At 33.6% G+C, this 25689-nt stretch carries 22 protein-coding genes and 2 pseudogenes; 11 read left to right on the forward strand and 13 right to left on the reverse strand.

Going from position 1 to position 25689, the window contains the following annotated elements:
• Positions 1-164: 164 nt before the first annotated feature.
• From QLQ94_RS12770 to QLQ94_RS12780, 3 genes and pseudogenes are all read right to left on the reverse strand, one after another.
• Entirely contained in the window at positions 165-929 is a 765-nt protein-coding gene (locus QLQ94_RS12770; RefSeq protein ID WP_271335541.1) for a TIGR02757 family protein, read from the reverse strand.
• Between the two features lie 230 nt (positions 930-1159).
• Positions 1160-1609: pseudogene (locus QLQ94_RS12775) on the reverse strand (ABC transporter ATP-binding protein); the annotation flags it as partial.
• A 216-nt stretch (positions 1610-1825) separates the two neighbouring features.
• Positions 1826-2038: pseudogene (locus QLQ94_RS12780) on the reverse strand (ATP-binding cassette domain-containing protein); the annotation flags it as partial.
• A gap of 133 nt (positions 2039-2171) precedes the next feature.
• Between QLQ94_RS12780 and QLQ94_RS12785 the strand changes: the two are divergent.
• Both QLQ94_RS12785 and QLQ94_RS12790 read left to right on the forward strand, forming a co-directional pair.
• Positions 2172-2894, forward strand: coding sequence for a phosphodiester glycosidase family protein (locus QLQ94_RS12785; RefSeq protein WP_482497369.1), 723 nt, complete (start codon positions 2172-2174; stop codon positions 2892-2894).
• 116 nt (positions 2895-3010) lie between these two features.
• Positions 3011-3310, forward strand: a complete 300-nt coding sequence (locus tag QLQ94_RS12790) for a hypothetical protein (RefSeq protein ID WP_271335543.1) — start codon at positions 3011-3013, stop codon at positions 3308-3310.
• Here the strand turns inward: QLQ94_RS12790 and QLQ94_RS12795 are convergent.
• The 7 genes from QLQ94_RS12795 to QLQ94_RS12825 all read right to left on the reverse strand — a co-directional run bounded on the left by QLQ94_RS12795 (position 3307) and on the right by QLQ94_RS12825 (position 8924).
• Positions 3307-3615: a DUF6787 family protein gene (locus tag QLQ94_RS12795; protein WP_271335544.1), complete on the reverse strand. Its 309-nt coding sequence runs from the start codon at positions 3613-3615 to the stop codon at positions 3307-3309. The genes QLQ94_RS12790 and QLQ94_RS12795 overlap by 4 nt on opposite strands.
• Positions 3616-3647: 32 nt before the next feature.
• Positions 3648-4088 (reverse strand): DUF6146 family protein, encoded by a 441-nt coding sequence (locus tag QLQ94_RS12800; protein WP_271335545.1) that lies wholly within the window; start codon positions 4086-4088, stop codon positions 3648-3650.
• Between the two features lie 232 nt (positions 4089-4320).
• Positions 4321-4884 carry a hypothetical protein gene (locus QLQ94_RS12805; protein ID WP_271335546.1) on the reverse strand — a complete coding sequence of 188 codons (564 nt, stop codon included), beginning with the start codon at positions 4882-4884 and terminating at the stop codon, positions 4321-4323.
• Positions 4885-5038: 154 nt separating this feature from the next.
• On the reverse strand, positions 5039-5401 hold the full coding sequence (locus tag QLQ94_RS12810; protein ID WP_271335547.1) for a hypothetical protein: 363 nt from the start codon (positions 5399-5401) through the stop codon (positions 5039-5041).
• A gap of 100 nt (positions 5402-5501) precedes the next feature.
• Positions 5502-6452 (reverse strand): D-2-hydroxyacid dehydrogenase, encoded by a 951-nt coding sequence (locus QLQ94_RS12815; RefSeq protein WP_271335548.1) that lies wholly within the window; start codon positions 6450-6452, stop codon positions 5502-5504.
• 234 nt (positions 6453-6686) lie between these two features.
• Positions 6687-7757 carry a 3-phosphoserine/phosphohydroxythreonine transaminase gene (serC, locus tag QLQ94_RS12820; protein ID WP_271335549.1) on the reverse strand — a complete coding sequence of 357 codons (1071 nt, stop codon included), beginning with the start codon at positions 7755-7757 and terminating at the stop codon, positions 6687-6689.
• Between the two features lie 93 nt (positions 7758-7850).
• A complete protein-coding gene (locus QLQ94_RS12825) occupies positions 7851-8924 on the reverse strand; it encodes an acyl-CoA reductase (protein WP_482497372.1) in 1074 nt (357 codons plus the stop codon).
• Positions 8925-9063: 139 nt separating this feature from the next.
• Between QLQ94_RS12825 and QLQ94_RS12830 the strand changes: the two genes are divergently transcribed.
• The 9 genes from QLQ94_RS12830 (at position 9064) to QLQ94_RS12870 (ending at position 21297) form a co-directional block, all read left to right on the forward strand.
• Positions 9064-9417: a 4Fe-4S dicluster domain-containing protein gene (locus QLQ94_RS12830; protein WP_271335551.1), complete on the forward strand. Its 354-nt coding sequence runs from the start codon at positions 9064-9066 to the stop codon at positions 9415-9417.
• Between the two features lie 142 nt (positions 9418-9559).
• On the forward strand, positions 9560-10720 hold the full coding sequence (locus QLQ94_RS12835) for a hypothetical protein (RefSeq protein ID WP_271335552.1): 1161 nt from the start codon (positions 9560-9562) through the stop codon (positions 10718-10720).
• Between the two features lie 338 nt (positions 10721-11058).
• Complete coding sequence (ychF, locus tag QLQ94_RS12840; protein WP_271335553.1) at positions 11059-12153, forward strand: redox-regulated ATPase YchF; 1095 nt, start codon at positions 11059-11061, stop codon at positions 12151-12153.
• 407 nt (positions 12154-12560) lie between these two features.
• Positions 12561-13505, forward strand: coding sequence for a YihY/virulence factor BrkB family protein (locus tag QLQ94_RS12845; RefSeq protein WP_414655390.1), 945 nt, complete (start codon positions 12561-12563; stop codon positions 13503-13505).
• Positions 13502-14026, forward strand: a complete 525-nt coding sequence (locus tag QLQ94_RS12850) for an NADPH-dependent FMN reductase (RefSeq protein WP_271335555.1) — start codon at positions 13502-13504, stop codon at positions 14024-14026. The genes QLQ94_RS12845 and QLQ94_RS12850 overlap by 4 nt, the downstream gene beginning before the upstream one ends.
• Positions 14027-14029: 3 nt before the next feature.
• Entirely contained in the window at positions 14030-15010 is a 981-nt protein-coding gene (locus QLQ94_RS12855; protein ID WP_271335556.1) for a transglutaminase domain-containing protein, read from the forward strand.
• A gap of 119 nt (positions 15011-15129) precedes the next feature.
• Positions 15130-16305: a nicotinate phosphoribosyltransferase gene (gene pncB / locus QLQ94_RS12860; protein ID WP_271335557.1), complete on the forward strand. Its 1176-nt coding sequence runs from the start codon at positions 15130-15132 to the stop codon at positions 16303-16305.
• A 162-nt stretch (positions 16306-16467) separates the two neighbouring features.
• Positions 16468-18339: a DNA topoisomerase IV subunit B gene (locus tag QLQ94_RS12865; RefSeq protein WP_271335558.1), complete on the forward strand. Its 1872-nt coding sequence runs from the start codon at positions 16468-16470 to the stop codon at positions 18337-18339.
• A gap of 237 nt (positions 18340-18576) precedes the next feature.
• A complete protein-coding gene (locus QLQ94_RS12870) occupies positions 18577-21297 on the forward strand; it encodes a DNA gyrase/topoisomerase IV subunit A (RefSeq protein ID WP_271335559.1) in 2721 nt (906 codons plus the stop codon).
• Positions 21298-21356: 59 nt separating this feature from the next.
• Here the strand turns inward: QLQ94_RS12870 and QLQ94_RS12875 are convergent, their stop codons facing one another.
• From QLQ94_RS12875 to QLQ94_RS12885, 3 genes are all read right to left on the reverse strand, one after another.
• Positions 21357-22991, reverse strand: coding sequence for an IS1182 family transposase (locus QLQ94_RS12875; RefSeq protein ID WP_072959494.1), 1635 nt, complete (start codon positions 22989-22991; stop codon positions 21357-21359).
• 141 nt (positions 22992-23132) lie between these two features.
• Positions 23133-23759 carry a 3'-5' exonuclease gene (locus QLQ94_RS12880; RefSeq protein WP_271335560.1) on the reverse strand — a complete coding sequence of 209 codons (627 nt, stop codon included), beginning with the start codon at positions 23757-23759 and terminating at the stop codon, positions 23133-23135.
• Positions 23760-23761: 2 nt separating this feature from the next.
• Positions 23762-25681 (reverse strand): DUF294 nucleotidyltransferase-like domain-containing protein, encoded by a 1920-nt coding sequence (locus QLQ94_RS12885; RefSeq protein ID WP_271335561.1) that lies wholly within the window; start codon positions 25679-25681, stop codon positions 23762-23764.
• Positions 25682-25689: the final 8 nt, after the last annotated feature.

Here is a 25689-nt window from a genome sequence, read left to right on the forward strand (position 1 = left end):
GTTTTTTGTTAGATTTTATGTTTTTGATAGCGATGTATCACCCTGAGCGAAGTCGAAGGGCATGCCAATTGCAACTTTGGCTTCGACTTCGCTCAACCTGACATTTATGGAAACCAGTATGATATTTGTTGAGATCAGCTTTGATGTACGCTATTTTTAAAACTTTAAAACCCTTCAAAAACTCCCAGTCCAAACAGGGCAAAATCGTATTTTACAGGATCTTGAGCATCCATTTTTCTAAGCTTAAGATCCAATTCTGTCAAAGCTTTTCCGTCATTTTGTTTTCGGGTAAGAATTCCAAGTTTTCGTGCAACATTACCGGAATGTACATCTAGCGGACAAGATAATGCAGATGGCGAAATGGTTTTCCAAATTCCTAAATCGACTCCTTTTGTGTCCTGACGCACCATCCAGCGCAAATACATGTTGATTCTTTTTGCTGCCGAATTATTTAATGGATCTGAAATGTGTTTTTGAGTTCTTGGCAAATGATCTATTTCGAAGAATATTTTTTTAAACTCGTGAATGCTTTTTTGCAAACTGTCCTTTTCCTGATGTTTAGCAAAAACAGCTTCTAAACCATTATGGTTTTGATAGATGTGTTGTAGGCCTTTTATAAAGCCACCAAAATCTTTTCCGTTAAAGGTTCTGTGAACGAAATTTTCTAAACTCAACAAGTCTTCCTCAGAATGGGACATCACAAAATCATAAGGTGTATTGCCCATTAATTCCATCATTTGATGGGAATTTTTGATGATCATTTTGCGATTTCCCCAGGCAATTGTAGCACTCAGGAAACCGGCAATTTCAATGTCTTCTTTTTGAGAAAATAAATGCGGAATCTGTACAGGATCACTGTCAATAAAATCCTGATTATTATATTGAATGACTTTTTCGTCGAGGAATTCTTTAAGCTCTTTTTGGGTCATGATTGAAATGAAAATTCTTGTTATTCGGGTGTTCTGATGTGAACATATTAATGTTATGAAAATAAGAACACTAATTTCGCAAATTGACACTAATTTTAGTGCTTAACTTATTTCGTGTAATTAATTAAACAAACCAATCTGTGACAATTCGTGAAATTAGTGTTTACTTATTCGGGTTTCTTTGTTAGGAAGAGATAATATTGGCATACAGCAGTAAATAGCTCCTTATTCTAATTACTAATTAAACCATCGACCATTACTAATTTTCGATCCGCCATATTTGCCAGTTCTTCGTTATGTGTTACGATAACAAAAGTTTGCCCAAATTCGTCGCGAAGCTGAAAGAATAACTGATGTAAATTTTCGGCCGAAAGCGTGTCTAAGTTCCCTGAAGGTTCATCGGCAAAAATAACGTCCGGTTTATTGATTAAAGCCCTCGCAACGGCAACCCTTTGTTGTTCTCCTCCGGATAACTCGTTTGGTTTATGATGTATTCTGTGAGATAGACCAAGATATTCTAAGATTCGTTTGGCTTCTTTTTCCGTTTCGGCTTTTGGTTTATTAGCCATAAATGCGGGAATACAAACATTTTCTAAAGCTGTGAATTCAGGTAATAATTGATGAAACTGGAATATAAAACCAAGATTTAAATTGCGAAAACTCGACAATACTTTGTCTTGTTTGCTTTTCTTTTTAAAATAACGGTTCATATAAATTACAAATAACAAAACAGGCAAAATTAAAATGCCAACGGTGATGTTTCTTACTAAATCATCAAGAATTATATGCTTGAAAAAGAATGCGAAAATTACTAAAGCAATGGTATAAACAGCACCAATCCAGGATATCCATTTAAAAGCTTTTTCTTGTTTTGTATTGTCAGTTTCAACATCCTGTAATTTCAATACATTTTCACCGTTAATAGTCAGAGATGATTCAGTGTTTATTTCAGGCTTGTCCAGCGTTCCCAGAATTTGCAAAAGCGTAGTTTTTCCGGCACCTGAAGCACCAACAATCGAAACAATTTCTCCTTTTTTGATGTGCAAGTCAACTCCTTTTAAAACCTCTAATTTATCGTAGAACTTATGTATGTTTTTTGCGTGTATCATTTTTGAAACTGTTTCTACAAAGAAACAAAGATTCTGCCGATATAAAAATGTGTTGTAACAGAAATTTAAGAAGATGGCTATTTAAATAAGTATTAAAAATTTATTTTACATTTATCATAAATATTTTAAAAAGATGAAAATAAAAATTGGTCTGGTAATCTTTATAATTGCGCTTGCAGGAATATTTGTAAATGCAAAAATATATGCTGATGATCAATTTTTAGTATACAAAGTCGATCTTAAGAAACAAGATTTAAAATTATACTGGAAGGATGATAAGGATCAAAATTTCGGAAGTATTCAGAATTTAAAAGCTTGGTTAGAGGGTAATAATAAAACTCTTGATTTTGCGATGAATGCCGGAATGTACAAAAAAGACAATTCGCCTCAGGGACTTTATATTGAAAAGCAAAAAATATTATCGCCTTTAGATACCATAAAAGCGGCAGGGAATTTTTATTTAAAACCCAATGGTGTATTTTATTTAACGACGGAAAAAACGGCTGCAATATGTACGACCCAGGATTTTCGAAATAACGGAAAAATAGAATATGCGACTCAATCAGGTCCAATGTTGATTATTGACGGGCAAATTCATCCGGAATTAAAAAAGGGATCCAGTAATTTGAACATTCGAAATGGAGTAGGGATTTTGCCTGATGGAAAAATAGTCTTCATATTATCTAAAAAAGAAATTAATTTTTATGATTTCGCAAGTTATTTTAAAAGCTTAGGCTGCAAAAATGCTTTGTATCTGGACGGATTTGTATCACGTGCATTTGTCCCGTCTGAAAATTGGATTCAGACAGATGGAAACTTTGGTGTGTTATTTGCAGTATCGAGATCTAAGAAATAATGAAAAGTGTTTTAACCGGATGATTATATGGTAATTAAGAAATAAAATTATGCTTAGACATAATTTTAATTTGACTAATTCTTTATAAATTCGAATAATATCTAATTTGAAATAACATGCAGGAAGTAAAAATGATAAACGAAGACGAGAGAACCAGAAAGCTGCTTTTAGGCTTGCTTTTGGATGCGATTGGAATGGTTTCCTTTACAATTCCGTTAGTTGGAGAATTTACGGACGTTATCTGGGCGCCGGTCGCCGCTTTTATAATGACTAGAATGTATAAAGGCCGAGTAGGGCGTGTTGCGGGTATTTTGACCTTTGTTGAAGAGATATTACCTTTTACAGATGTAATTCCATCCTTTACACTTACGTGGATTTATACTTATTATTTTCAAAGAAATAATAATGACGCTTAATTTTTATCTTTGAATAAAAATCCTAGTCCCATATTTTTGAGCATTTTTTTTTCGAAATTCCAAAAGAATCGAAATTGCCCAAAAATAGTTCCTATGGCAACCAGTAAAACCTGATATATAGGAAAAATAATCAACAATCGGATTAAAGTAAACCAGCCACCAAAATCTTCTTTGGTGATGCCTAATAAAACGCAAAAAGGTCTAGACAACCATGCAGATGCCGATCCTGTGATGGCAAAAACAACAATTATAATGATGGCTTGTAGATTTGAGGTAATTCCCCAACGTTTCTTTAATCTGTTCATTTTTATATGCAATGATTACAAATATAAGAACATTATCTTATAGGAACATGGCCCGCGAGCTTTTGTTTGTATGTATTTTGAAAATAAATCATATAATTATAAATCAAATAATTTACTTCATATCCGTAATGAATATTTGGTCTGTAATCAATAGTCATTTCGTATAAATTAGGACTATATCTTTGTGGTTGTAAAACGCGATTATTCCATTCTGTAACGTATAGATAATTCTTGTTTTCAAGGTAAGATAAAGAATAGTAATTTCGAGGAAGCGCTGTAGAGGCTAACCAGGTACTAAAACCATTGTCGATAATAATTACTTCATATTCTAAAGAATCATTCGCAATTCGTACCGTATCATTTACTGCAAGACTTGTTTTAGTTGAAGGATTTACGGCAACAGTATTTTTAGAAGTTGTAGAACATGCTACTATTGTAAGCAAAAGAACTAATGAGGAAAGTATTTTTTTCATAATTTTTAATTTCAAACTTTAATTTACAGCTAGGGCAGCTTGCTATTTTATTGCTTAACAGCAGCATTGTGATTCTTGGCTGTAGATTTAAGTTTATTTATAAATTGAAATACTAAAATCTTGCCATTATTAGTTTTTAACTAAAAAAAAGCCATTTACACTAAAGTAAACAGCTTAGGATATTTTATGTCTTTGCATTTAATATGCAGAACCTTAGTGGTTTATTGGTTATTTATTTGCTGCCAAATATTTTTCCAATAAATCCTGCAATTCCACCTTTGCTTTTGGTAACTATCAGAACATCGGCAACATCGACTTTTCCATCATTGTTTTGATCTAAACCAAATTGCATTCCGTATTTATTAATAGTTTCCATAATTCCGGAAGCTTGTCCGCCATTTCCTGTAATTGAACTAATAATATCCGAAAGCTGAAAACCGCTGTCATTAGGATCCTTCGTCTTATTTACCAGTGAACTTAAAATTTGAGGAATCATCCCTGAAGCGACACCGGCTGAAGCCTCGCTGCTTAATCCAAATTTTTCACCAAGATTTCCGGACAATTGTTGTGTTATTTGTTGCACAACAGGATTAGAACTGTCGATAGGAGTTTTTCCACTAAATAAACTGGCTAATTGTTCGCCTCCGCCTTCTGAAGCAATCTTTTGCAATCCTGCAAATATTGACGTACTGGTTTCAGTTATGACAGCTTCATTATGCTCATTTGGGACAGCAGCGTTGTTTACTACAGCGTTGCCTCCGTATTGTTGTACTAATTGTGTTAATTGTTCAAACATAATTTAAAGAATTTAGATTAGAACTCAAATTTAATCAAAAAAAGAAAGAAATTTATTAAACAATGTTAATAAATTTCTTCTAACCGATTTAATTATAATTAATTAGCCCAATAAATTCTAAAAAATATTTATCCCTTATTTATATGGTTTTGAATTAAAGCTGTGCAGGGTTTGGTACTTTTACACCACACCACGTAGTTATATCTTCAGGATCAAATCCCAGGCAATTATTAATGTTCTTTTTAGGAAAGAATAAAACATCGTTAGTAAACGTACTTAGGTTGAAATAATAATTGGTAAAATCTTCCCCGTATCTCCACACATCACTTGAACCCTCATTTTGAACAGTTTCATTAAAAGTAAAAATTGATGATTGCTTTGGGATAAAATATTCTTTTTCGATAACAAGCGAAAAGATATTTCCAAATATAGAGGTACAGAATAGAGCAATTACAGCAATAAATAGTATAAAAATAATGATCCACTTACGACCAGAACTTTTTTTATCTGTTTTCATATTCTAGCTTAATTATGGTGTAAAAATATAAAAAAAGAAAGGGATTTACTACGGTTGAGTAGCAAATCCCTTTAATTGATTTTAATCTTTTTTTAATTGATTAGCTCAACAAAGTAATAATTTGTGATGCTAATTCAGTACCAATTCTATCTTGTGCTTCTCCCGTTGCAGCTCCAATATGTGGAGTCAAAGAGATTTTAGTATGCATTAAAATTGCCATTTCCGGTTTTGGTTCGCTTTCAAAAACATCCAATCCTGCAAAAGCAACTTTTCCAGAATCTAAAGCTTTTACTAAAGCTACTTCATCAATAACACCACCACGAGCACAGTTTACGATTCCAACACCGTCTTTCATGATTGCAAATTCTTTTTCACCAACGATGTAACCATCCTGAGCAGGAACGTGTAATGTAATGAAATCAGCTTCTTTGAATAAAGACTCTAATGACTGAGAAACGATTGTTGTAGTGATTGACTGACCATCAAAAAACTCCACTTTAATGTCTATAGACGGAATAAAACTATCTGCAGCAATTACTTTCATACCTAAACCAAGAGCCATTTTTGCAGTAGCTTGTCCGATACGGCCAATACCAACAATACCAAGAGTTTTACCTCTTAATTCAACTCCGTTAGCATAAGCTTTTTTCAAACCATCAAAGTTTGAATCCCCTTCAAGAGGCATATTTCTGTTAGAATCATGCAAGAAACGAACACCAGAAAATAAGTGTCCAAATACCAATTCAGCAACAGATTCTGATGATGAAGCAGGTGTATTAATTACGTGAATTCCTTTGCTTTTTGCGTAATCAACATCAATATTATCCATACCAACACCACCACGACCAATAATTTTTAATCCCGGGCAAGCATCAATAATATCTTTACGAACTTTAGTTGCGCTACGCACTAAAACTACGTCTACATTGTTTTCGTTTACAAAATTAGCTACTTGTTCCTGAGCTACTTTTGTAGTTATAACTTCAAATCCACCTTTTTCTAAGGCAAGAATTCCACTTTTAGAAATTCCGTCATTTGCTAATACTTTCATTTTAGTTTATGTGTTTATTTGTTTTATCGTTTAATCGTATAGATTAGATGATAAACATAATATTATATTTTTTCTTTTTTGATTTAGGAGCTAATCCCGCTATTCGTTACAATCTTTTATTTTTTTAAAGAAAAAAAATAAAAGGATTTCCACTTCTATCGGGGCTAGAAACCCAGTTTGCAGTCTCAGTTTTCAGTAATAGTAAGACTGAAAACTGAGACTGCAAACTGAAAACTAAACTTTACCTTCCAATGCTTTCATTACATCAACCAATACCTGAACACTTTCGATAGGCATAGCATTGTAAATAGAAGCTCTGTAACCACCAACAGAACGGTGTCCTGGCAATCCTGAAATTCCTGCTTCTTTCCATAAAGCATCAAACGCAGCAGTATGATCCGCGTTGTTTAATAAGAAAGTAACATTCATTTTAGAACGATCTTCAACAGCTGCAGCACCTTTGAAAAGTGGGTTTCTGTCAATTTCAGTATAAATTAAATCAGCTTTTGCGTCGTTTAATTTTTCAACAGCAGCAACTCCGCCTTTTTCTTTGATCCATTGTAAAGTCAATAACGAAACATAAACAGCAAAAACAGGAGGAGTATTATACATACTTTCTGCTTTGATATGTTTAGCATAATCTAACATACTAGGGATAGTTCTTCCGCTTTTCTCCAAGATATCTTCTTTAACAACTACCAAAGTAGTTCCTGCAGGACCCATATTTTTTTGAGCTCCGGCGTAGATTAAGTCAAATTTAGAGAAATCTAAATTGCGTGAAAAAATATCAGAACTCATATCGCAAACAACAGGAACGTTAGTTGCAGGGAATTCTTTCATTTGAGTTCCAAAAATGGTGTTGTTACTTGTACAGTGAAAATAATCAGCATCACTAGGTATTTCGTATCCTTTTGGAATATGATTGTAATTTTGTTCTTTTGAAGAAGCTACAACAATAGTTTCTCCAAAATATTTTGCTTCTTTTATTGCGGCAGTTGCCCATGTTCCTGAATCTAAATAAGCCGCTTTTCCGCCTTCTTTCAATAAATTATATGGAGCCATTAAGAATGCTGTACTTGCACCACCTTGTAAAAATAGTGCCTGATATCCTTTTCCTGTAAGACCTAGTAATTCTAACGCAAGGGAACGAGCTTCATCCATAACGGCAACGAAATCTTTGCTTCGGTGCGAAATTTCAAGAATAGAAAGTCCTGAATCATTAAAATTTAATATAGCTTTTGATGCTTTTTCAAAAACCTCTTGAGGTAAGATACTTGGTCCTGCGCTGTAGTTGTGTTTTTTCATGGTTGTTGTTAAAAGTCGAAAATTTTAAAGAGGCAAATTTCGGCAATAGGAGCTTAAAAAGCGATAAATTATTCGAAATAATTAAACATATTTTTACTTTGTTGTTAACAAAAACGTTATAGTATCTACGTTATCTGCATAATCCCACAATTGAGGATTTTGCGTTTGACCAAACGGTATGCTGTTTTTGATCAAATCGTTGCTAACAATGCACTGAATTTGTTCAGCATCAGCTTCAAGGCGAGCCTGTAAATCTTCGATGCTTTCGTAAAACTCATAAAAAACGCTGGAAATAGGAGAGGCGTAACTTGAATCTTCTTTCAAAGTCAAAAAGCCATTATCCAGCAACTTGAAATTGCTCATTAAAAAAACCGCTTTATTATAGTCGTAATTATTGGCGTACTTCTCATAATGTATAACATCCTGATATTTGAAAATAGCTTCAAAAAAAGCAACAAATGAGTAATCTTTCGGAACAAAAAGTTTCGAAACGTTACGGCATCCTAAACCAAAATACCTGAAAATATCTTCGCCTAAAGCTTCTAATTCTTCGTGCGTTTCTTTTCCGTTTAAAACGGCTACCGAATTTCTGTTTTTTCGGATGATTGAAGGCTTATCTTTAAAGTAATATTCAAAATATCGGGCAGTATTGTTGCTTCCGGTGGCGATTACGGTATCAAAGTTTTTCAGTTTTCCATCTACGAAAGTAATCCTGTTTTTTAAGCTTTCATCAGCGAAAATCAAATATTTGGCTAAAAATGGTAATAAATGCTGATCGTTTGAGGATGTTTTTATTAATGCTTTATTTCCTGTGATTAATACTGATAAAAAGTCATGAAAACCAACTAACGGAATATTTCCGGCTAATATTAATGCTACATTTTTTTGATTTTTTTCTTCATGAGAAAAGTCAAATGAATACTCAGAAAGCCATTTGTCAATATTTTCTTGAGTTAGAGCATTCGCCCATGATTGTATTGCAAAGTACACTTGTTCAGGTGTATACCATCCGTTGTGTGATTGCGAAAGGGCTATCAGTTTTATAAAATCATTAAAAAACAAGTCATTACCTAAAACCGATTCATTTCGTGTGTTTTCTCGTTCAGAAAACTGACTTAAAAATCGACCTAGTGCTATAAAAGATTGTTTTTTTTCGTTTTGTAACATAAGTAATTTGTTTATGAAAGGTTTTGATTGTAATTTTGCACAAAAATAAGCTATATTAAGTTATAAGGCAAAGCCGATTATAATGTTTGACATTTTTAACGCATAACCTATAGCTTTTAACTCGTAACCAAGAACAAAAATGGCAATAATTATAACTGACGAATGCATAAACTGTGGGGCTTGTGAACCAGAGTGCCCAAATACAGCAATTTATGAAGGCGCTGATGATTGGAGATATAAGGATGGAACTAAACTTTCTGGGAAAATAATTTTACCTGACGGAACTGAGGTTGATGCTGATGATGCACAAACGCCAATTTCTGATGAAGTATATTATATTGTTCCTGGAAAATGTACTGAATGTAAGGGTTTTCATGATGAACCTCAATGTGCTGCCGTATGTCCTGTTGATTGTTGTGTGCCTGATGATAATCACGTAGAAGATGAAGAAACCTTGTTGAACAGACAAGCGTTTTTGCATGGTGATGAATAAAATATTATTTAAATTTAGATAAGTAAAAAATCCTGAGTCAACGCTCAGGATTTTTTTGTAATTAACTTTTTTTTGTATTGTCTAGGATTTTAATGTTTTATTTGTAGTTTTATAGTGGTTAATTTTGTATTAGCAACTATCTATGAGGAGATTACTACTTTTGTCTATTGTGTTTTTTAGCGTTAGTGTTTTTGCACAAAACACAGAATATTCTATTGTTGTTAAGGATATAGAAACTCAATTGCCTATAGAAAATGCGACAGTACTTATCATGAAAACGAAGCAAGTTTTGTTAACTAATGAAGAAGGTAAGGTTGGTTTTGTATTAAATGGTGCGTCGAACATTCAGGTTTCGGATATTGACTATGAAAATCTGACAATTCGTTGGGGGACTTTAAAAGACAATGATTTTGTGGTTTATCTAAAGAATAAGAATAAATTGGATGAAATTGTTGTGTCCAGAGAAAATCCGCAGAAAACACTACAAAAAATTGTTTCTAATTCGATCAAAAAACTCTCAACACCTTATCGTCTGAAGGTGTATGTGAGAGAGTTTTTTATGCTGGATAATAAATACTCCTATTATAATGACGGTCTTGTGAATTTTCAGTTTTCGGGAAACGAGAAAAAAATAAAAACAACATTACTGGTAGAACAAAATAGGTCGTACGGTTTATTAGAAACCGATATAAGTACTGATCTTAGAGGATATAATTTGAATAATATTATGGAAAATTATTCTAACCTTAAATATTTTGATCCTGTTTTAGATTCAAAAAAGAAGAAAGAATATGATTTCATAGTAAAAGGGCATCCTAATAATAGGAATTATCATGTAATGAAAATTACTCCTTTGGACTCTTCTAAAAAAGAACTCGAGAATTTTGAAATTATCTACGATCCGGAGAAAAAAGTAATTATAGAATTTATAATTAGCACGACTCCACAAAATTTTGATAAAATAGAAGTGAAACCCATTGTTGGATCTAAAAATATTACAAGATCATTTGTAAAAGTAGATTATAGATTAGATGGTGAAAATTATTATTTACTCAATTCAAATGAAGAAATTGCTTATAATATTATTTTAAAAGATAAGGTCAAAAATATTCAGGTTCGCAATAGTTTTATAACGACCAACTTTAATAAACAAAAATTTACTTATCGTGAAAGTGATGTTTTTAAAGAAAAAACACTTTTTAATAAACAGAATAAAATTCTGACGAACTATTGGGATATTTCCGGTTTTACAGCCACAGATCAGGAAAAAGCCATTATAAGTGCATTGGATTTTAAGATGTAACTTTTAGAAATGAGTATAAAATGAAAAGAATTCTAAATGTTTGAACCAAGGATTTTTTGTTTTATAATGTTGAGTAAAAGAGCTGTTTTTTAATAAAATTTTGAATGTATTTTAAAGAAGATGTTTTAAAATACATTAATCGTCATTTTTACTTCACTTACCAGCTATTAAATCTTATATTTGCAAAATTTTAAAGCCAAAAAATATCATTTTGGCAGAAGCAAAAAGCAAAGACACAAATAAAGATCATTAAAATAATTGCCTTTATATTAAGGTAAATTTATTAATGATAAGGCCTGAGAGATCAGGATCACATAAAAAATAAATAGAAACAACAAATGAAAGCAGGAATTGTAGGATTACCAAATGTTGGAAAATCAACATTATTTAATTGTTTATCTAATGCAAAAGCGCAAAGTGCCAACTTTCCGTTTTGTACAATCGAACCTAATATTGGTGTTGTAAACGTTCCGGATCCAAGAATCAATAAGTTAGAAGAATTGGTAAAACCAGAGCGCGTACAAATGGCAACAGTTGATATTGTTGATATCGCAGGTTTGGTAAAAGGTGCAAGTAAAGGTGAAGGTCTTGGAAACCAATTTTTAGGAAACATTAGAGAGTGTAATGCTATTATTCACGTTGTACGTTGTTTTGATAACGATAACATTGTTCACGTTGACGGAAATGTAAATCCAATTCGTGATAAAGAAACAATTGATATCGAATTACAGTTAAAAGACTTAGAAACGATAGACAAACGTTTAGAAAAAGTAAAACGTGCTGCAAAAACAGGAAATAAAGAAGCACAGACAGAAGAAGCTTTGTTAAACCGAATCAGAGAAGCATTATTACAGGCAAAATCGGCGAGAACAATTATTCCTCAAAATAATGACGAAGAAATTTTAATGGAAGCTTTCCAGTTAATTACTTCAAAACCGGTTTTATATGTTTGTAATGTTGACGAAAGTTCAGCTGTAAACGGAAACAAATACGTAGATCAGATTCGTGAATTAGTAAAAGATGAAGGTGCTGAAGTTATTATACTTTCAGTAGGAGCAGAGGCTGATATTACAGAGTTAGAAAGCTACGAAGAGCGTCAGGTTTTTCTTGAAGATATGGGATTGACTGAGCCAGGAGCATCAGTTTTAATTCGTGCAGCTTACAAATTACTAAAACAACAAACTTATTTTACAGCAGGTGTAAAAGAAGTTCGTGCCTGGACCATCAATATTGGTTCAACAGCGCCACAAGCAGCCGGAGTTATCCATACTGATTTCGAAAAAGGATTCATTCGTGCCGAAGTTATCTCATACGAAGATTACGTTCAATACGGTTCAGAAGCAAAAGCAAAAGAAGCAGGGAAATTCAAAGTCGAAGGAAAAGAATATATCGTAAAAGACGGTGATGTAATGCACTTTCGTTTCAACGTATAGATTTCTGGAGAATAAAGAATAAAGAATAAAGAGAATAGGCTAAACTGCTGGAGAGATTCAGCAGTTTTTTTATGCGCAAAAAACAATCAGCAGGTAGTGTGTTATTCTGAGTGTTATTACTTCGTATCTTCGTTATCGCTGCGGTCTTCGTTCGGTCGAAATTGACAAAAAATGTGAATAAAATCTGCTCAATCTACTTGAAACAAAAAACAGGCGACATAAAAAAAACCATACAAATCTGCGTTTTCGCTTTAGCAAATCCGTGTCATCCGCGTTCCATTTTAAGAATTTGGAATATTCATATTCAATATGGTAAAAATGTAAAATTTCCTCAAAAAGCGAGAATTAAAAGTTTTTAAATTTTTCTTAAATTTGAGAGAACATCTAAAACCAGAAATATCGTGAAAATCAAAAAATTATTCTCCAAGTCATGGTTTCTGCTCAAGAACACCTTTTTAGAATTTAATGATGACAATGCTATTAAATTGAGTGCTGCATTATCCTATTATACCATATTTGCCTTACCGCCTTTGTTGATTATCATCATCACTGTATGCGGATTTTTCTTTGGTGAAGATGCTGTAACAGGACAACTTTACGGGCAAATAAATGGTTTGGTTGGTAATGGCGCTGCAATCCAGATTCAGGAAGCAATAAAAAATGTGCAATTGTCAGGAGATAATGTTTTTGCCACCATATTTGGAGTTGCAATGTTGTTAATTGGAGCATCGGGAGTTTTTGCCGAGATACAAAGTTCTATAAACTTTATATGGGGTTTACGAGCAAAACCTGATAAAGGAATTAAAAAATTCATTCAAAATCGCTTAATGTCATTTTCAATGATCGCTTCAGTTGGTTTTTTAATGCTTGTCAGTCTTTTTATAAGTACCACATTAGATTTAATGAGTGCTCGTTTAAAAATGTATTTCCCGGAAAGTACCGTCTATTTATTTTATATAGTCAATATAGTGATCGTTCTTGCAAGTATTACGCTTCTTTTTGCAATTATTTTCAAGACATTACCTGATGGAAAAATTAGATGGAAAGACGCTTTTATTGGTTCCGGAGTTACAGCAATACTTTTTATGATTGGTAAATTTGCAATTGGTTTTTATTTAGGAAGCTCTACAGTTGCTTCAGTCTATGGCGCAGCAGGTTCTGTAATAATTATTTTGGTTTGGGTCTATTATTCGGCAATTATTCTGTATTTTGGAGCAGAATTTACCAAAGTATATGCAAAGTCATACGGAGGTAAAATCGAACCTAATGAATACTCTGTTGAAATTCAAAAGGAGATTTACGAAATAAAAGATCCAACAGAAAAAGAACCGTTAAAAAAAGCATCTTTATGAAAATTATAGCCTTTGGAGGAAGTAACAGTCAACATTCAATCAACAAACATTTTGCGACTTACGCAGCAAGCTTATTTGAAAATGCTGATGTTGAAGTTTTGGATTTGAATGATTTTGCTATGCCTTTGTTTAGTGTCGATGTTGAAAAAGAAATTGGTCAGCACGAAACGGCAAAAGCATTTTTGGCGAAAATTGGAACAGCAGATCTTCTTGTTGTTTCCTTAGCGGAGAATAATGGTAATTATTCCGTTGCTTTCAAAAATATTTTTGACTGGAGTTCCAGAATCACCAAAGAAGTTTTTCAGCAAAAGTCAATGTTGTTATTGGCAACATCGCCAGGCACAAGAGGTGGAGCTTCTGTGTTAGAAATTGCTAATAATGCATTGCCACGATACGGCGCACAAATAAAAGCTACATTTTCATTACCAGCATTTAATGCTAATTTTGATCTGGAACAAAATAAAATTTCAAATGCCGAGTTAGATATAGAATTAAAAGACATAATAAAGTCTGGTTTTTAATCGATGATAATAAAAAAGATTACTGTTATATTCCTTCTCCTGAATTTTGTTTTTATAAATTCATCTTACTCACAAAAAGATAGTGATGTAGACAGGATAGTACTAAAATACCCAAAACATTTTAGTTCTACAGAGGATTTAGCAGAAAGAATTCAAAAAGATTTTACTTCAGAACACGACAAGGCAAGAGCTATTTACAGTTGGATTGCCTTTAATGTAAAATATGATTATGCGGTATATTTAAATCCACCGCGAACACAAGGGTTTAGTTATTCTACTGAAGCTGAAAAGCAAAGAAAAATTCAACAAATCAATGATAAATTGATTGAAAAGAGTTTTAGTTCTCAAAAGGCAGTTTGTGAGGGTTTTACAGCTTTATATCAGCATTTGTCCGGATTGGTAGGGCTTAAATCAGAAATAATCAGAGGAGATTCAAAGATAAGATTAGCAGATATTGGCCGAAAAAAACTTTCTTCAAATCATGCCTGGAACATTGTTTTAATTGATAAAAAATGGCGACTGATTGATGTTACATGGGGTCAGGGATATTATGACAATAGTAAAGGAAAAATGGTCAATGACTTCACATCCATTTATTTTGATACAGATCCTGAATATTTTTTTGCTAAACATTTTCCGGATTCCGGTTCTTATTTAGGAAACAGATTAAGTAAGGAAGATTTTCTTAATGGACCTTTAATTTATAATAAAACAATCGAAGGCGATTATAAAATTAAAGCACCGGATTCCGGAATAGTGGAAGCGAAATATGGAGATAAAATTACTTTTGAAATTAAAAACGTTTCAAAATCAGATTTACTCTTCTATTTAAATAAAAAAAATCAGCCAGTAAAAATTCAAAACTCTAAAGCGAAACGCGGAGGTATAGAATTTGATATTACTTATGACAAAAATATAAGCGATTACATTACTATTTATCTGGATACATTTAGCATCGTTTCATTTAAAATAATTCCGAAATAAAGATATTTTGCATCTTTGTTTAAACGTTTTTCTTCTTTTATAGAATTGACGTATCTTAGCGATAAAGAGATGAATTTAATGATAGCAGTCAATAAAACTGTTGAAATGCAACCAAGGCTATGGAAACTACTTTCCTGAAATCTATTTTAGATAATGATTTCTATAAATTTACAATGCAGCATGCTGTAATTAAGCTTTTTCCAAAGGCAAAAGTGCGTTATGGTTTTATCAATAGAGGCAAACATATTTTTCCTCCCGGTTTTGGTGATTTACTTCGACGATCTGTTGATGCCATGGCTGATTTGCGTCTGACTAAAGACGAAAAAAATTATTTAGCCCACTTTTGTCCGTATCTTGATCCTACATATTTAGATTTTTTACAAGGATATAATTATGATCCGTCAGAAGTCCACATTACTCAGGAAGGATCAGAAATAAAAGTCACAATCGAAGGATTTTGGTATCGAACTATTTTGTGGGAAGTTCCTTTGATGGCTTTAATCTCAGAACTTTTTTATAAGGCGAATCACTTAATTCGGCTGAATGATGATGCGATAAAAAAATTAACAAAAGATAAAATTGATAACTATAATAAATTAGGGGTTTCAATTTTGGAATTTGGAACAAGACGTCGCCATTCTTATGATGTACATGTTTTGATCAACGATACTTTGCAGACTTTTGGTTCTGAAAGTTTTATTGGTACAAGTAATGTGCATTTTGCAATGGTCAATAATAAAAGACCCTTAGGAACGCATGCACATGAATGGTTTATGTTTCATGCGGCTCAGTTTGGTTTTAAAATGGCCAATTTAATTAGCCTGGAAAATTGGACACAAGTTTACGGAGGTGATCTCGGGATCGCTTTAACGGATACTTATACAACAGATATTTTTTTCGAACAATTTGATAAAAAATATTCTAAACTTTTTGACGGAGTCCGTCATGATAGTGGAGATCCCATCGAATTTGCGCAAAAGGTACTTTCGCATTATACAAAAATGGGGATTGATCCAAGATCGAAAGTGATTGTTTTTTCGGATTCGCTGAATTATGATAAAGTAAAAAGTATCACTGATTTTTGTAAAAATAAAATTAAAATGTCGTTTGGTATCGGAACCAATTTTAGTAATGACGTAGGTTTGCCGCCTATGAATATGGTTATAAAATTGACCGAAGTTAAACTGGATAATACACATTGGCAAGGCGTTGTTAAGCTTTCTGATGAAAAAAATAAAAATACGGGAACGCCCGAAATGATTGCTTTAGCAAAAGAAGTACTGGGAATCAAATAGCATTTTTTGGTTAAAAACATGATTTTTTTTATTTTTGACACCTGTATTATTTTAAAATCAATTTAAATAGGATTTAAAGCTGTTATTAATCATAACAAAAAAAAAATACGCTTTCATTTTTTGACTATAAATGGTACATTAGCCAAAAATCCAATTCACTTTATGCTAGAGCAAAATCAATATACCGAAGATAACATTCGATCACTCGATTGGAAAGAACATATTCGTATGCGTCCCGGAATGTATATCGGGAAACTAGGAGATGGTTCTTCACCGGATGATGGTATTTATATTCTTTTAAAAGAGGTTTTAGACAACTGTATCGATGAGTTCGTGATGGGGTCAGGAAAGACTATTGAGGTGACTATCAGGGATAAAACGGTTACGGTTCGTGATTACGGACGTGGAATTCCGTTAGGAAAGGTAGTTGATGTAGTTTCGAAAATGAATACAGGAGGAAAGTATGATTCTAAAGCTTTCCAGAAATCAGTAGGTTTAAATGGTGTAGGAACAAAAGCAGTAAATGCACTTTCGAATTACTTTCGTGTAGAATCAGTTCGTGATGATAAACAAAAAGGAGCTGAATTTTCTGCTGGAAATTTAGTTTTAGAAGAAGATATAATCGAGACGACAAAGCGAAAAGGAACAAAAGTAACCTTTACGCCGGATGAATCGATCTTTAAAAATTACAAATTCCGTATGGAATATGTCATTAAAATGGTCAAAAACTATTGTTACCTAAACAATGGTTTGACGATTATTTTTAATGGAGAAAAATACATTTCTGAAAATGGTCTTAGAGATTTATTAGAAGAAACAATTAGTGCGGATGATCTTGAATATCCAATTATTCACCTGAAAGATCATGATATCGAGATCGCTTTAACGCACAGTAAAACACAATACAGCGAAGAGTATCACTCTTTTGTCAACGGACAGAATACAACTCAGGGAGGAACGCACTTAGCGGCTTACAGAGAAGCAATTGTAAAAACCATTCGTGAGTTTTACAATAAAAACTTCGAAGCTTCTGACGTTCGTAAATCGATTGTGAGTGCGATTAGTATTAAAGTTATGGAGCCGGTTTTTGAGTCTCAGACCAAAACCAAATTAGGTTCTACAGATATGGGTTCTGACGATGGAACGCCTGCTGTATCTGTTCGTACTTTTGTAAATGATTTTGTTAAAAATAAATTAGACAATTATTTACACAAAAATCCTCCAACTGCAGATGCTTTATTGCGTAAAATTTTACAGGCAGAGCGTGAGCGAAAAGAATTATCCGGAATTAGAAAGCTGGCAACGGATCGTGCTAAGAAAGCCAATCTTCATAATAAAAAATTAAGAGATTGCCGCGCGCACCTTCCAGATACAAAAAACCCGAGAAACTTAGAAAGTACGCTTTTTATTACCGAGGGAGATTCGGCTTCCGGATCGATCACAAAGTCACGTGACGTAAATACACAAGCCGTATTTAGTTTACGTGGTAAGCCTTTGAACTCGTACGGAATGACGAAGAAGATTGTATATGAGAATGAAGAATTCAACTTATTACAAGCAGCTTTAGATATCGAAGACGGACTGGAAAAATTGCGTTACAACAATATCGTAATTGCAACCGATGCCGATGTCGATGGAATGCACATTCGTTTGTTGTTGATTACTTTCTTTCTTCAGTTTTTTCCTGAATTAATCAAAGAAGGACATTTGTATATTTTGCAAACGCCACTTTTCAGGGTTCGAAATAAAAAGGAAACCATCTATTGTTATTCAGAAGAAGAGAGAAGAGATGCGATCGAAAAACTAAAACCAAAACCGGAAATCACCCGATTTAAGGGTTTGGGAGAGATTTCGCCGGATGAGTTCAAAAACTTCATTGGAGAAACCATTCGCCTTGATCCAATTATGATGGATAAAAATACTTCGATTGAACAATTGTTATCTTTCTATATGGGGAAAAATACTCCGGACAGACAAGAATTTATCATCAAGAATTTGAAGGTGGAATTGGATGCTGTTGAAGCTGAAGTTTAGAAAGAAAATAAAAATATGAAAACCTCAGTCAATGACTGGGGTTTTTGAAATATAAAATTCTGCGACAGTGTTGCTGAATTTATAATTTGAATTTCGTTATAAGTGTCGATGAATTTTTAAGTTAGCACACTAGATAATTTTGCCAGTAAATATAAAACCGTTTTACCAAGTGAGTCAGATTTAAAACGACTTTTGGAGAATAAATAATATCAAATTTATAATTTCGAATATAAATAAATGAAAGACGAAGAAGACGATAACATAATTCCAAACGACGACGAGAATAATTCTGAAGAGAACCAGATTGATGAAAATCAGGATGGAGATGATTCTGAGGAAATTATAAACGTAGATGCTAAGAATTTTGAAGGAAAGCATTTTTACGAAAACCAGGAAGAAGAAGGAGACGACGTTATTACAAAAGTAACGGGAATGTACAAAGACTGGTTTCTGGATTATGCTTCATACGTAATTCTGGAACGTGCAGTTCCGGCGATTGAAGATGGTTTTAAACCTGTTCAGCGTCGTATTATGCACTCTTTAAAGGAGTTGGATGACGGTCGTTATAATAAAGTTGCCAATGTTGTTGGTCACACCATGCAGTATCACCCACACGGAGATGCCAGTATTGGTGATGCGATGGTACAAATTGGTCAAAAAGATTTACTAATTGATTGCCAGGGAAACTGGGGAAATATCTTAACAGGCGATGGAGCTGCGGCTTCTCGTTATATCGAGGCACGTTTGTCTAAATTTGCTTTGGAGGTTTTGTATTCTCCAAAAATTACCGATTGGGGTGTTTCTTATGATGGTCGTCGTGCAGAACCCAACAATCTTCCGGTAAAGTTTCCGTTACTTTTGGCACAAGGAGCAGAGGGAATTGCGGTTGGTCTTTCGACTAAAGTTCTGCCTCACAACTTCAATGAATTAATTGATGCTTCGATCAAGATTTTAAAAGGAAAACCATTTACATTATATCCTGATTTCATGACACAAGGTATTGCTGATGTGTCGAATTATCATGATGGACTTCGTGGCGGACGTGTGCGTGTGCGTGCTAAAATTGCCCAATTAGACAAGAACACGTTGGTAATTACGCAAATTCCGTTTTCGACCAATACCACAACTTTGATTGACAGTATTTTGAAAGCCAATGATAAAGGTAAAATCAAAATCAAGAAAATTGAAGATAATACAGCGGCAGATGTTGAGATTTTAATTCATCTTTTTCCGGGTGTTTCTCCAGACAAAACTATTGATGCTTTGTTTGCTTTTACAGCCTGCGAAACTTCTGTAGCGCCTTTAGGTTGTGTTATTGAAGATAATAAGCCGTTGTTTATTGGAGTTTCTGAAATGTTGAAAATTTCGACTCACAGAACCGAAGATTTACTTCGCCAGGAACTAGAAATTCAATTAGAAGAATTAAAAAATAAATGGCATTTCTCTACTTTAGAGAAAATCTTCATTCGTGAAGAAATGTACATTGATTTCAAATTGTATTCAGATAGAGAATCGCTGTATAAGTATTTGTATGACAGATTTGAGATTTTCAAAAAATCATTCGTTAGAGAAATCAATGATGATGATTTGCAAAGACTAACTCAGATCCCAATGATTCGTATTACTCGTTTTGACTCTGATAAAGCAGATGATTTTATCTCTAAGTTAGAAGACGAGATGAAAGAAGTAGAGCATCATTTAGCAAATTTGACAGATTTCGCAATTGCTTATTTTACGAAATTAAAAGAGAAATACGGAAAAGGCCGCGAACGCCAGACGGAACTTCGTGTATTTGATAATGTCGAAGCTACCAAAGTAGTTTTGCGTAACACAAAATTATACGTAAACCGTGAAGAAGGATTCGTAGGAACCAGCCTTAAAAAAGATGAATATCTTACAGATTGTTCTGATATCGATGATGTAATCGTGTTTTTACGTGACGGAAAAATGCTGGTAACAAAGGTAGATTCCAAAACATTTGTGGGTAAAGATATTATTCATGTCGCTATTTTTGATAAGAGTGATAAACGTACGATTTACAACATGATGTATCGTGACGGAAAATCAGGTCCATCCTATATCAAACGTTTTAATGTTTCTGGTGTAACACGTGATAAACCTTATGACTTGACGAATGAAACGAATGGTTCACAAGTAGTTTATTTTTCGCATAACCCGAATGGGGAAGCAGAAGTCATTACGATCTTATTGCGTCAGGTGGGAACGATCAAGAAATTGAAATTTGATATTGATTTTGCCAAATTAGCGATTAAAGGACGTGCTTCAAAAGGAAATTTGGTAACCAAATATCCAATCAAGAAAATTGAATTAAAAGAGAAAGGAATTTCGACTTTATTACCAAGAAAAGTTTGGTTTGATGATACCGTAAAACGCTTAAATGTTGATGCAAGAGGTGAATTATTAGGTGAATTTAAGCCAAGTGATAAAATCTTAATCATCAATCAAAGTGGTAAATTAAAAGTAATCATTCCGGAATTATCGACTCATTTTGAGGAAGATATGATCGTATTGGAGAAGTTTAATCCTAAAAAACCAGTTTCGGCAATTTATTTTGACGGAGAAAAAGAACGTTACTATTTAAAACGTTTTCTCGTAGAGACTGATAAAGAAGAATGCTTTATTACAGAACATCCAAATTCGCAATTAGAGATTGTATCAACAGATTATCGTCCGGTGGCACAACTTATTTTCGCAAAAGTAAAAGGAGTTCAGAAAGAGGATTTACATATAGATGTTGAAGATTTTATTGCTGTAAAAGGCTTTAAAGCATTAGGAAATCAGTTGACAGCGGATAAAATAAAACAAGTAAATTTACTTGATCCTTTACCTTATGAAGAACCTGTCGAAGAAGTTCCTGAAAAACCTGAATTATCAGATGATGATTCAGTCGAAACAGAATTAGACGACGACGGCCAGATTGGTTTGGTCTTAGATTAATATAAAAATAAAGAGGTTGTCTGAAAAGACGACCTCTTTCTTTTATTATACTAGTAAATTTACAGAGTGTTTCTTGAAAAATGTAAATTTGGGCTAAAATGGTCTTCTATAAACTTTTCTAAAGCTTCTACGAGATCAAAAATGAGGTTAAAATTGCCCAAACGGATTTTAGCGATCCATTTAGAAAAGTTGTGAGCAATAGCAATCAGGCCAAATTCAGTATTTACTTTGGCTGTTTTGGTAAGTGTAAATCTTTTAAATCCTTTGTTTTGCTTGATGTTACCAAAAACCGGCTCTGGTTCAATACATCTTTTACTATAAATTTCCCTGCCCAATTCACTTTCTAAATTCTCTCTTGCCTTGAATTTCAGTCTTTGAAGATTGTGATTAATTTCTATCCGTCTGTTCCCCTTAGCTTTAAAGCATTGCCCCCGCAGAGGACATCCTGCGCAATTTAAAGCCTCATATACCGAATGATACTGTTCAAAACCAGTTGTAGTTTTTGATTTCTTAGTAAAGATACGAGGCATTTGCTGCCCCATTGGACAAACCAAAAAGTCTTGCTCATTATTATGAAACAGGTTTTGTGCGTGGAATAAATTGTTTTTATGCTTACGGGTCTCTTCGATACGGTACATGTTGTAGGGAACAAAAAAATCAATTTCTTTGTCTTCAAGGAGTTGATAATTTTCCTCACTTCCATAGCCCGCATCGGCTATAACTTTTGCAGATTGTTTGCCGTAGTTGCTTTTGAATCCTTCTAAGTGAGTCTTTAATGTGGTAAAATCAGTAGAAGTCTGGTGGGTGGAGTAATGTGTAATAATTTGATTTTCTGTAGAAATCTGAATATTATAACCCGCTTTTAATTGTCCGTTGCCCATATGATCTTCTTTCATGCGCATAAAAGTAGCATCGGTATCGGTTTTCGAATAACTGTTTCTATCCCCCAGAATTTCGAGATGTTTCTCATATTCTTTAAGTTTTACAAGCTGTTCTTTCTCGAGTTTTTGAAGTGATTTGTTCTGCTGTTTACTCAGCTTCTGCTTTTTTTCACTTTGGTTGATCTCGTGTATTTTTTCTTCTAATTTCTTACTGTCTACCTTGGTATCAGTTTGGTTATCAGTATGCATAATGTCTGACTCGATAGCCTGACCAATATCTGCCAGAACAGCATCGATTTTTCCCTGAAGCCTGTCTTTATGTTTTTCAACTGCTTTCTTCCACACAAAGCTGTATTTATGTGCGTTGGCTTCTATTTTAGTACCATCAATAAATTGTCTCTCCAGGCTAATGAGCTCTAAATCTACCATCATCAGAACGACCTGGCTGAAAAGTTTTTCGATATTCCCTTTTAATTTTTTTCCTCTAAAGTCATTGATAGTTCTAAAATCCGGCTGAAGTCCTCCCGAGAGCCACATAAAATATATATTCTCCTTCACGGCTCTAGCCAGCTTTCGGCTGGAATAGGTATTATTGAGATATCCGTAAAACAATATTTTCAATAACATCTTAGGATGGTAGCTGGATCTTCCACCGCCTTTAAACTGTGATATAATCTCGGAAATTTCCAACTGTTCAACAACACTGTCTATTAATCGGGCAGAATGATTCTCTGGGATCAGATCATTTAAATTCAATGGAAAAAGATCTTGCTGGTGAACCGAATGAGGCTTAAAAACTGGCTGCATAATCATTGATTTTAGTACTTAAATATAAGAAAAATCAATGTGTAAAACAAAAAAAAACTGCCCGAAATTACTTTTCGGACAGCCTCTTTTATATGATTGTTTTTCTAAAAATAATGCCCTATTTAATGATTAACGCAAACCTGATTGTTACTTAAACAGCGAATTCAAATTAACGTGTTTCTTCTCTTTTAGTTTTTTTATAATTTTCAAAAAGGCAATTGCGGTAATATAAGCATCTCCCAAAGCAGTATGTCTGTCCTTTTTAGAAATGTCAAATTTATCGGCAAGATCGTCAAGAGTATAATGATCTTTTCGCTCGAACAAATGCGATTGGATGAGTGTCTTTTTGTATAAAATAGCAGTATCTAATCGTTTATTAGTCAATTCAGGATCACCATTTCGTTCTAACGCTTTATTGATCATTGTAACATCAAAAACAGTATGATGCGCAATAATAATCGAATCACCCAGAAAAGCTAAAAATTGTTCTAAAGCCTCTTTTTCACTTGGTCGTTGAACAACGAAAGCCTTTAAAATACCATGAATCTGAGCCGTCGATTTGTCGTAATGATCTTGTTGTATATAAACTTCAAAACTATCCTGAACAGAGATAACCCCATTTTGTAAAACTAATGCTCCAATGCACAATATACGGTCGTTATCGTAATCAAAACCAGTTGTTTCTGTGTCCAGAACGACAAAACGAGTTTCTTCAATAGTGATGTTTTCATCAAAGAGATCTTCTTCTTTTTTCCAAAAATTAAATAAACTCATAGTTATACCAGATTTGAAACATTAAAACGTACCGAAATTAATTCCTGAAGTTCCTTGATGGTTTTAAAAGTGCGTTTCAGTTTTATCTTCTCCATTTTAGATAATGTTTCCAATGCAATAAATTGTCCTGAATCATTGTGTAGAAGTCCTTGTTTGGTTCTGAATTTCAATAAAGCCTTAAACGAGTACGAACAGGAAAGATATAATTCTCTATTGTTAGGTTCTAGATCTGCAAGTTTTTCGAATCGCTCAGCTGTATTACTGATACCTTTTATAGAATGTGATAATATCAAAACCCTTGCCGCATCTGTCAATGGCATTAAAGCCCTTCTTTTAATGTCAAAATGATCTTTATTCGCCCCATCTTGTTCTACTAAAAATTGCCTGAAAAATCCTGTTGGAGAAGGGCTTTGCAAAGCACCGCTAACTAAATGAACATAAAAAATAGGATTTGCTTTTACATTCTCAAAAATAAAATCAGACAGTTCATTTGTAATCGCGGCATCACCATAAGTTAAGCTATAATCGAAGAAAATAAAAGATAGTAAAACCTCATTCTTTCCTGGATTTGTGATCCAGTGATGTACCTGATTTTTCCATTCATCCAGACTCATGCACCATTTTGGGTTTGAGGCCATCATTTCGGCAGGGCAATAATCATAGCCAATTTCAAAAAGTCCCTTGTTGACAAGTGTGGCAAATTTTAGGAAATATATTTTTGTTTCCTCTTTAAAAACATCCGAAACATTTTCATAAACAATGGCATTATCCTGATCCGTATGAAGCATTTGTTCACTTCGTCCCTGGCTTCCTAACGCCAGCCATGCAAATTTTACAGGTGGCGGACTGCTCATTTTTTCTAATGATATTTCGATAACCCTGGTGATGCACGCTTCGTTTAGCTCAGTAATGATCTTAGAAATTAAAGTCATTGGTATATTTTGATCCAGATACCCTTGAAGCAATTGCATGATTCTGGCTCGAATAGGTTTAATCTCTTTGGCTTTTTTAGTTCTTTTAAGTGCTTTTATTAAAACGGCAGGATTATTTCCTAAAGCCACCATTACATCATGTTTGGATAAAATCCCAACGGCTTTAGTATTCGTTGTTCCGTCTTTTGTCAGGCATAAATAACTGATGTTACTTTTCATCATCGCCATTTGAGCCTCAGTAACTGTCATTTTTTTAGGATACGTAATAACGGGTTTCGTCATTATGGTTTCGGCAGTTGTGAGGATCGAATAATCGCCTGTAACAATTTTATTGCGTAAATCTTTGTCAGTAATAATTCCTATAGGCAGCATTTCGTCTACAATTAATATGGCGCCAACTTTATTCTTTGTCATGATTTTTGCAATATCCCGAGCCGTGGTCGACGGACTGCAAGTGACAATTTTCTTGGAATATTTTATGGGTTGTAAGTCAAAAGAATCTCTTTCAGAATGGTGGTTTTCATGCAGTAGATCATCGCCATATAATTTGTCTTTGTGAATATCAGAGTAAGGATTACGGGTGTTAGACGCATAACTTTCGATCAGGAAATTTCCAACATTTCTATTTTCAAGCGCATAAGGTTTAAAAACAGCAATAGGAACGGCATATAGGATGGTTTCTTCATACGCAACAGCCTCCATAATATAATTTTCCTGCGCCAAAAGCGGGCGCAATCCAAAAATATCACCTTCGTCGCACATATCTAAAACGGTATTTTTTGGACTTTTTTTAAGCGCAACAGCACCTTTATGAACGACATAAAAAGAGTCGTGAGTTTTGTCGTTTTCTGCAAAGATTACAGCATCTTTATCTTTATAAACAATAGAAATTTGTTCAGATAGTTTTTCTAAATCCTTTTGATGTAAAAAACTAAAAGGAGGGAAGTTCTTTAAAAAGTCAGCAACTCTTTGCGAAATAGTATTTTTCATACGTAAGA

Source organism: Flavobacterium sp. B114r, assembly GCF_056824125.1.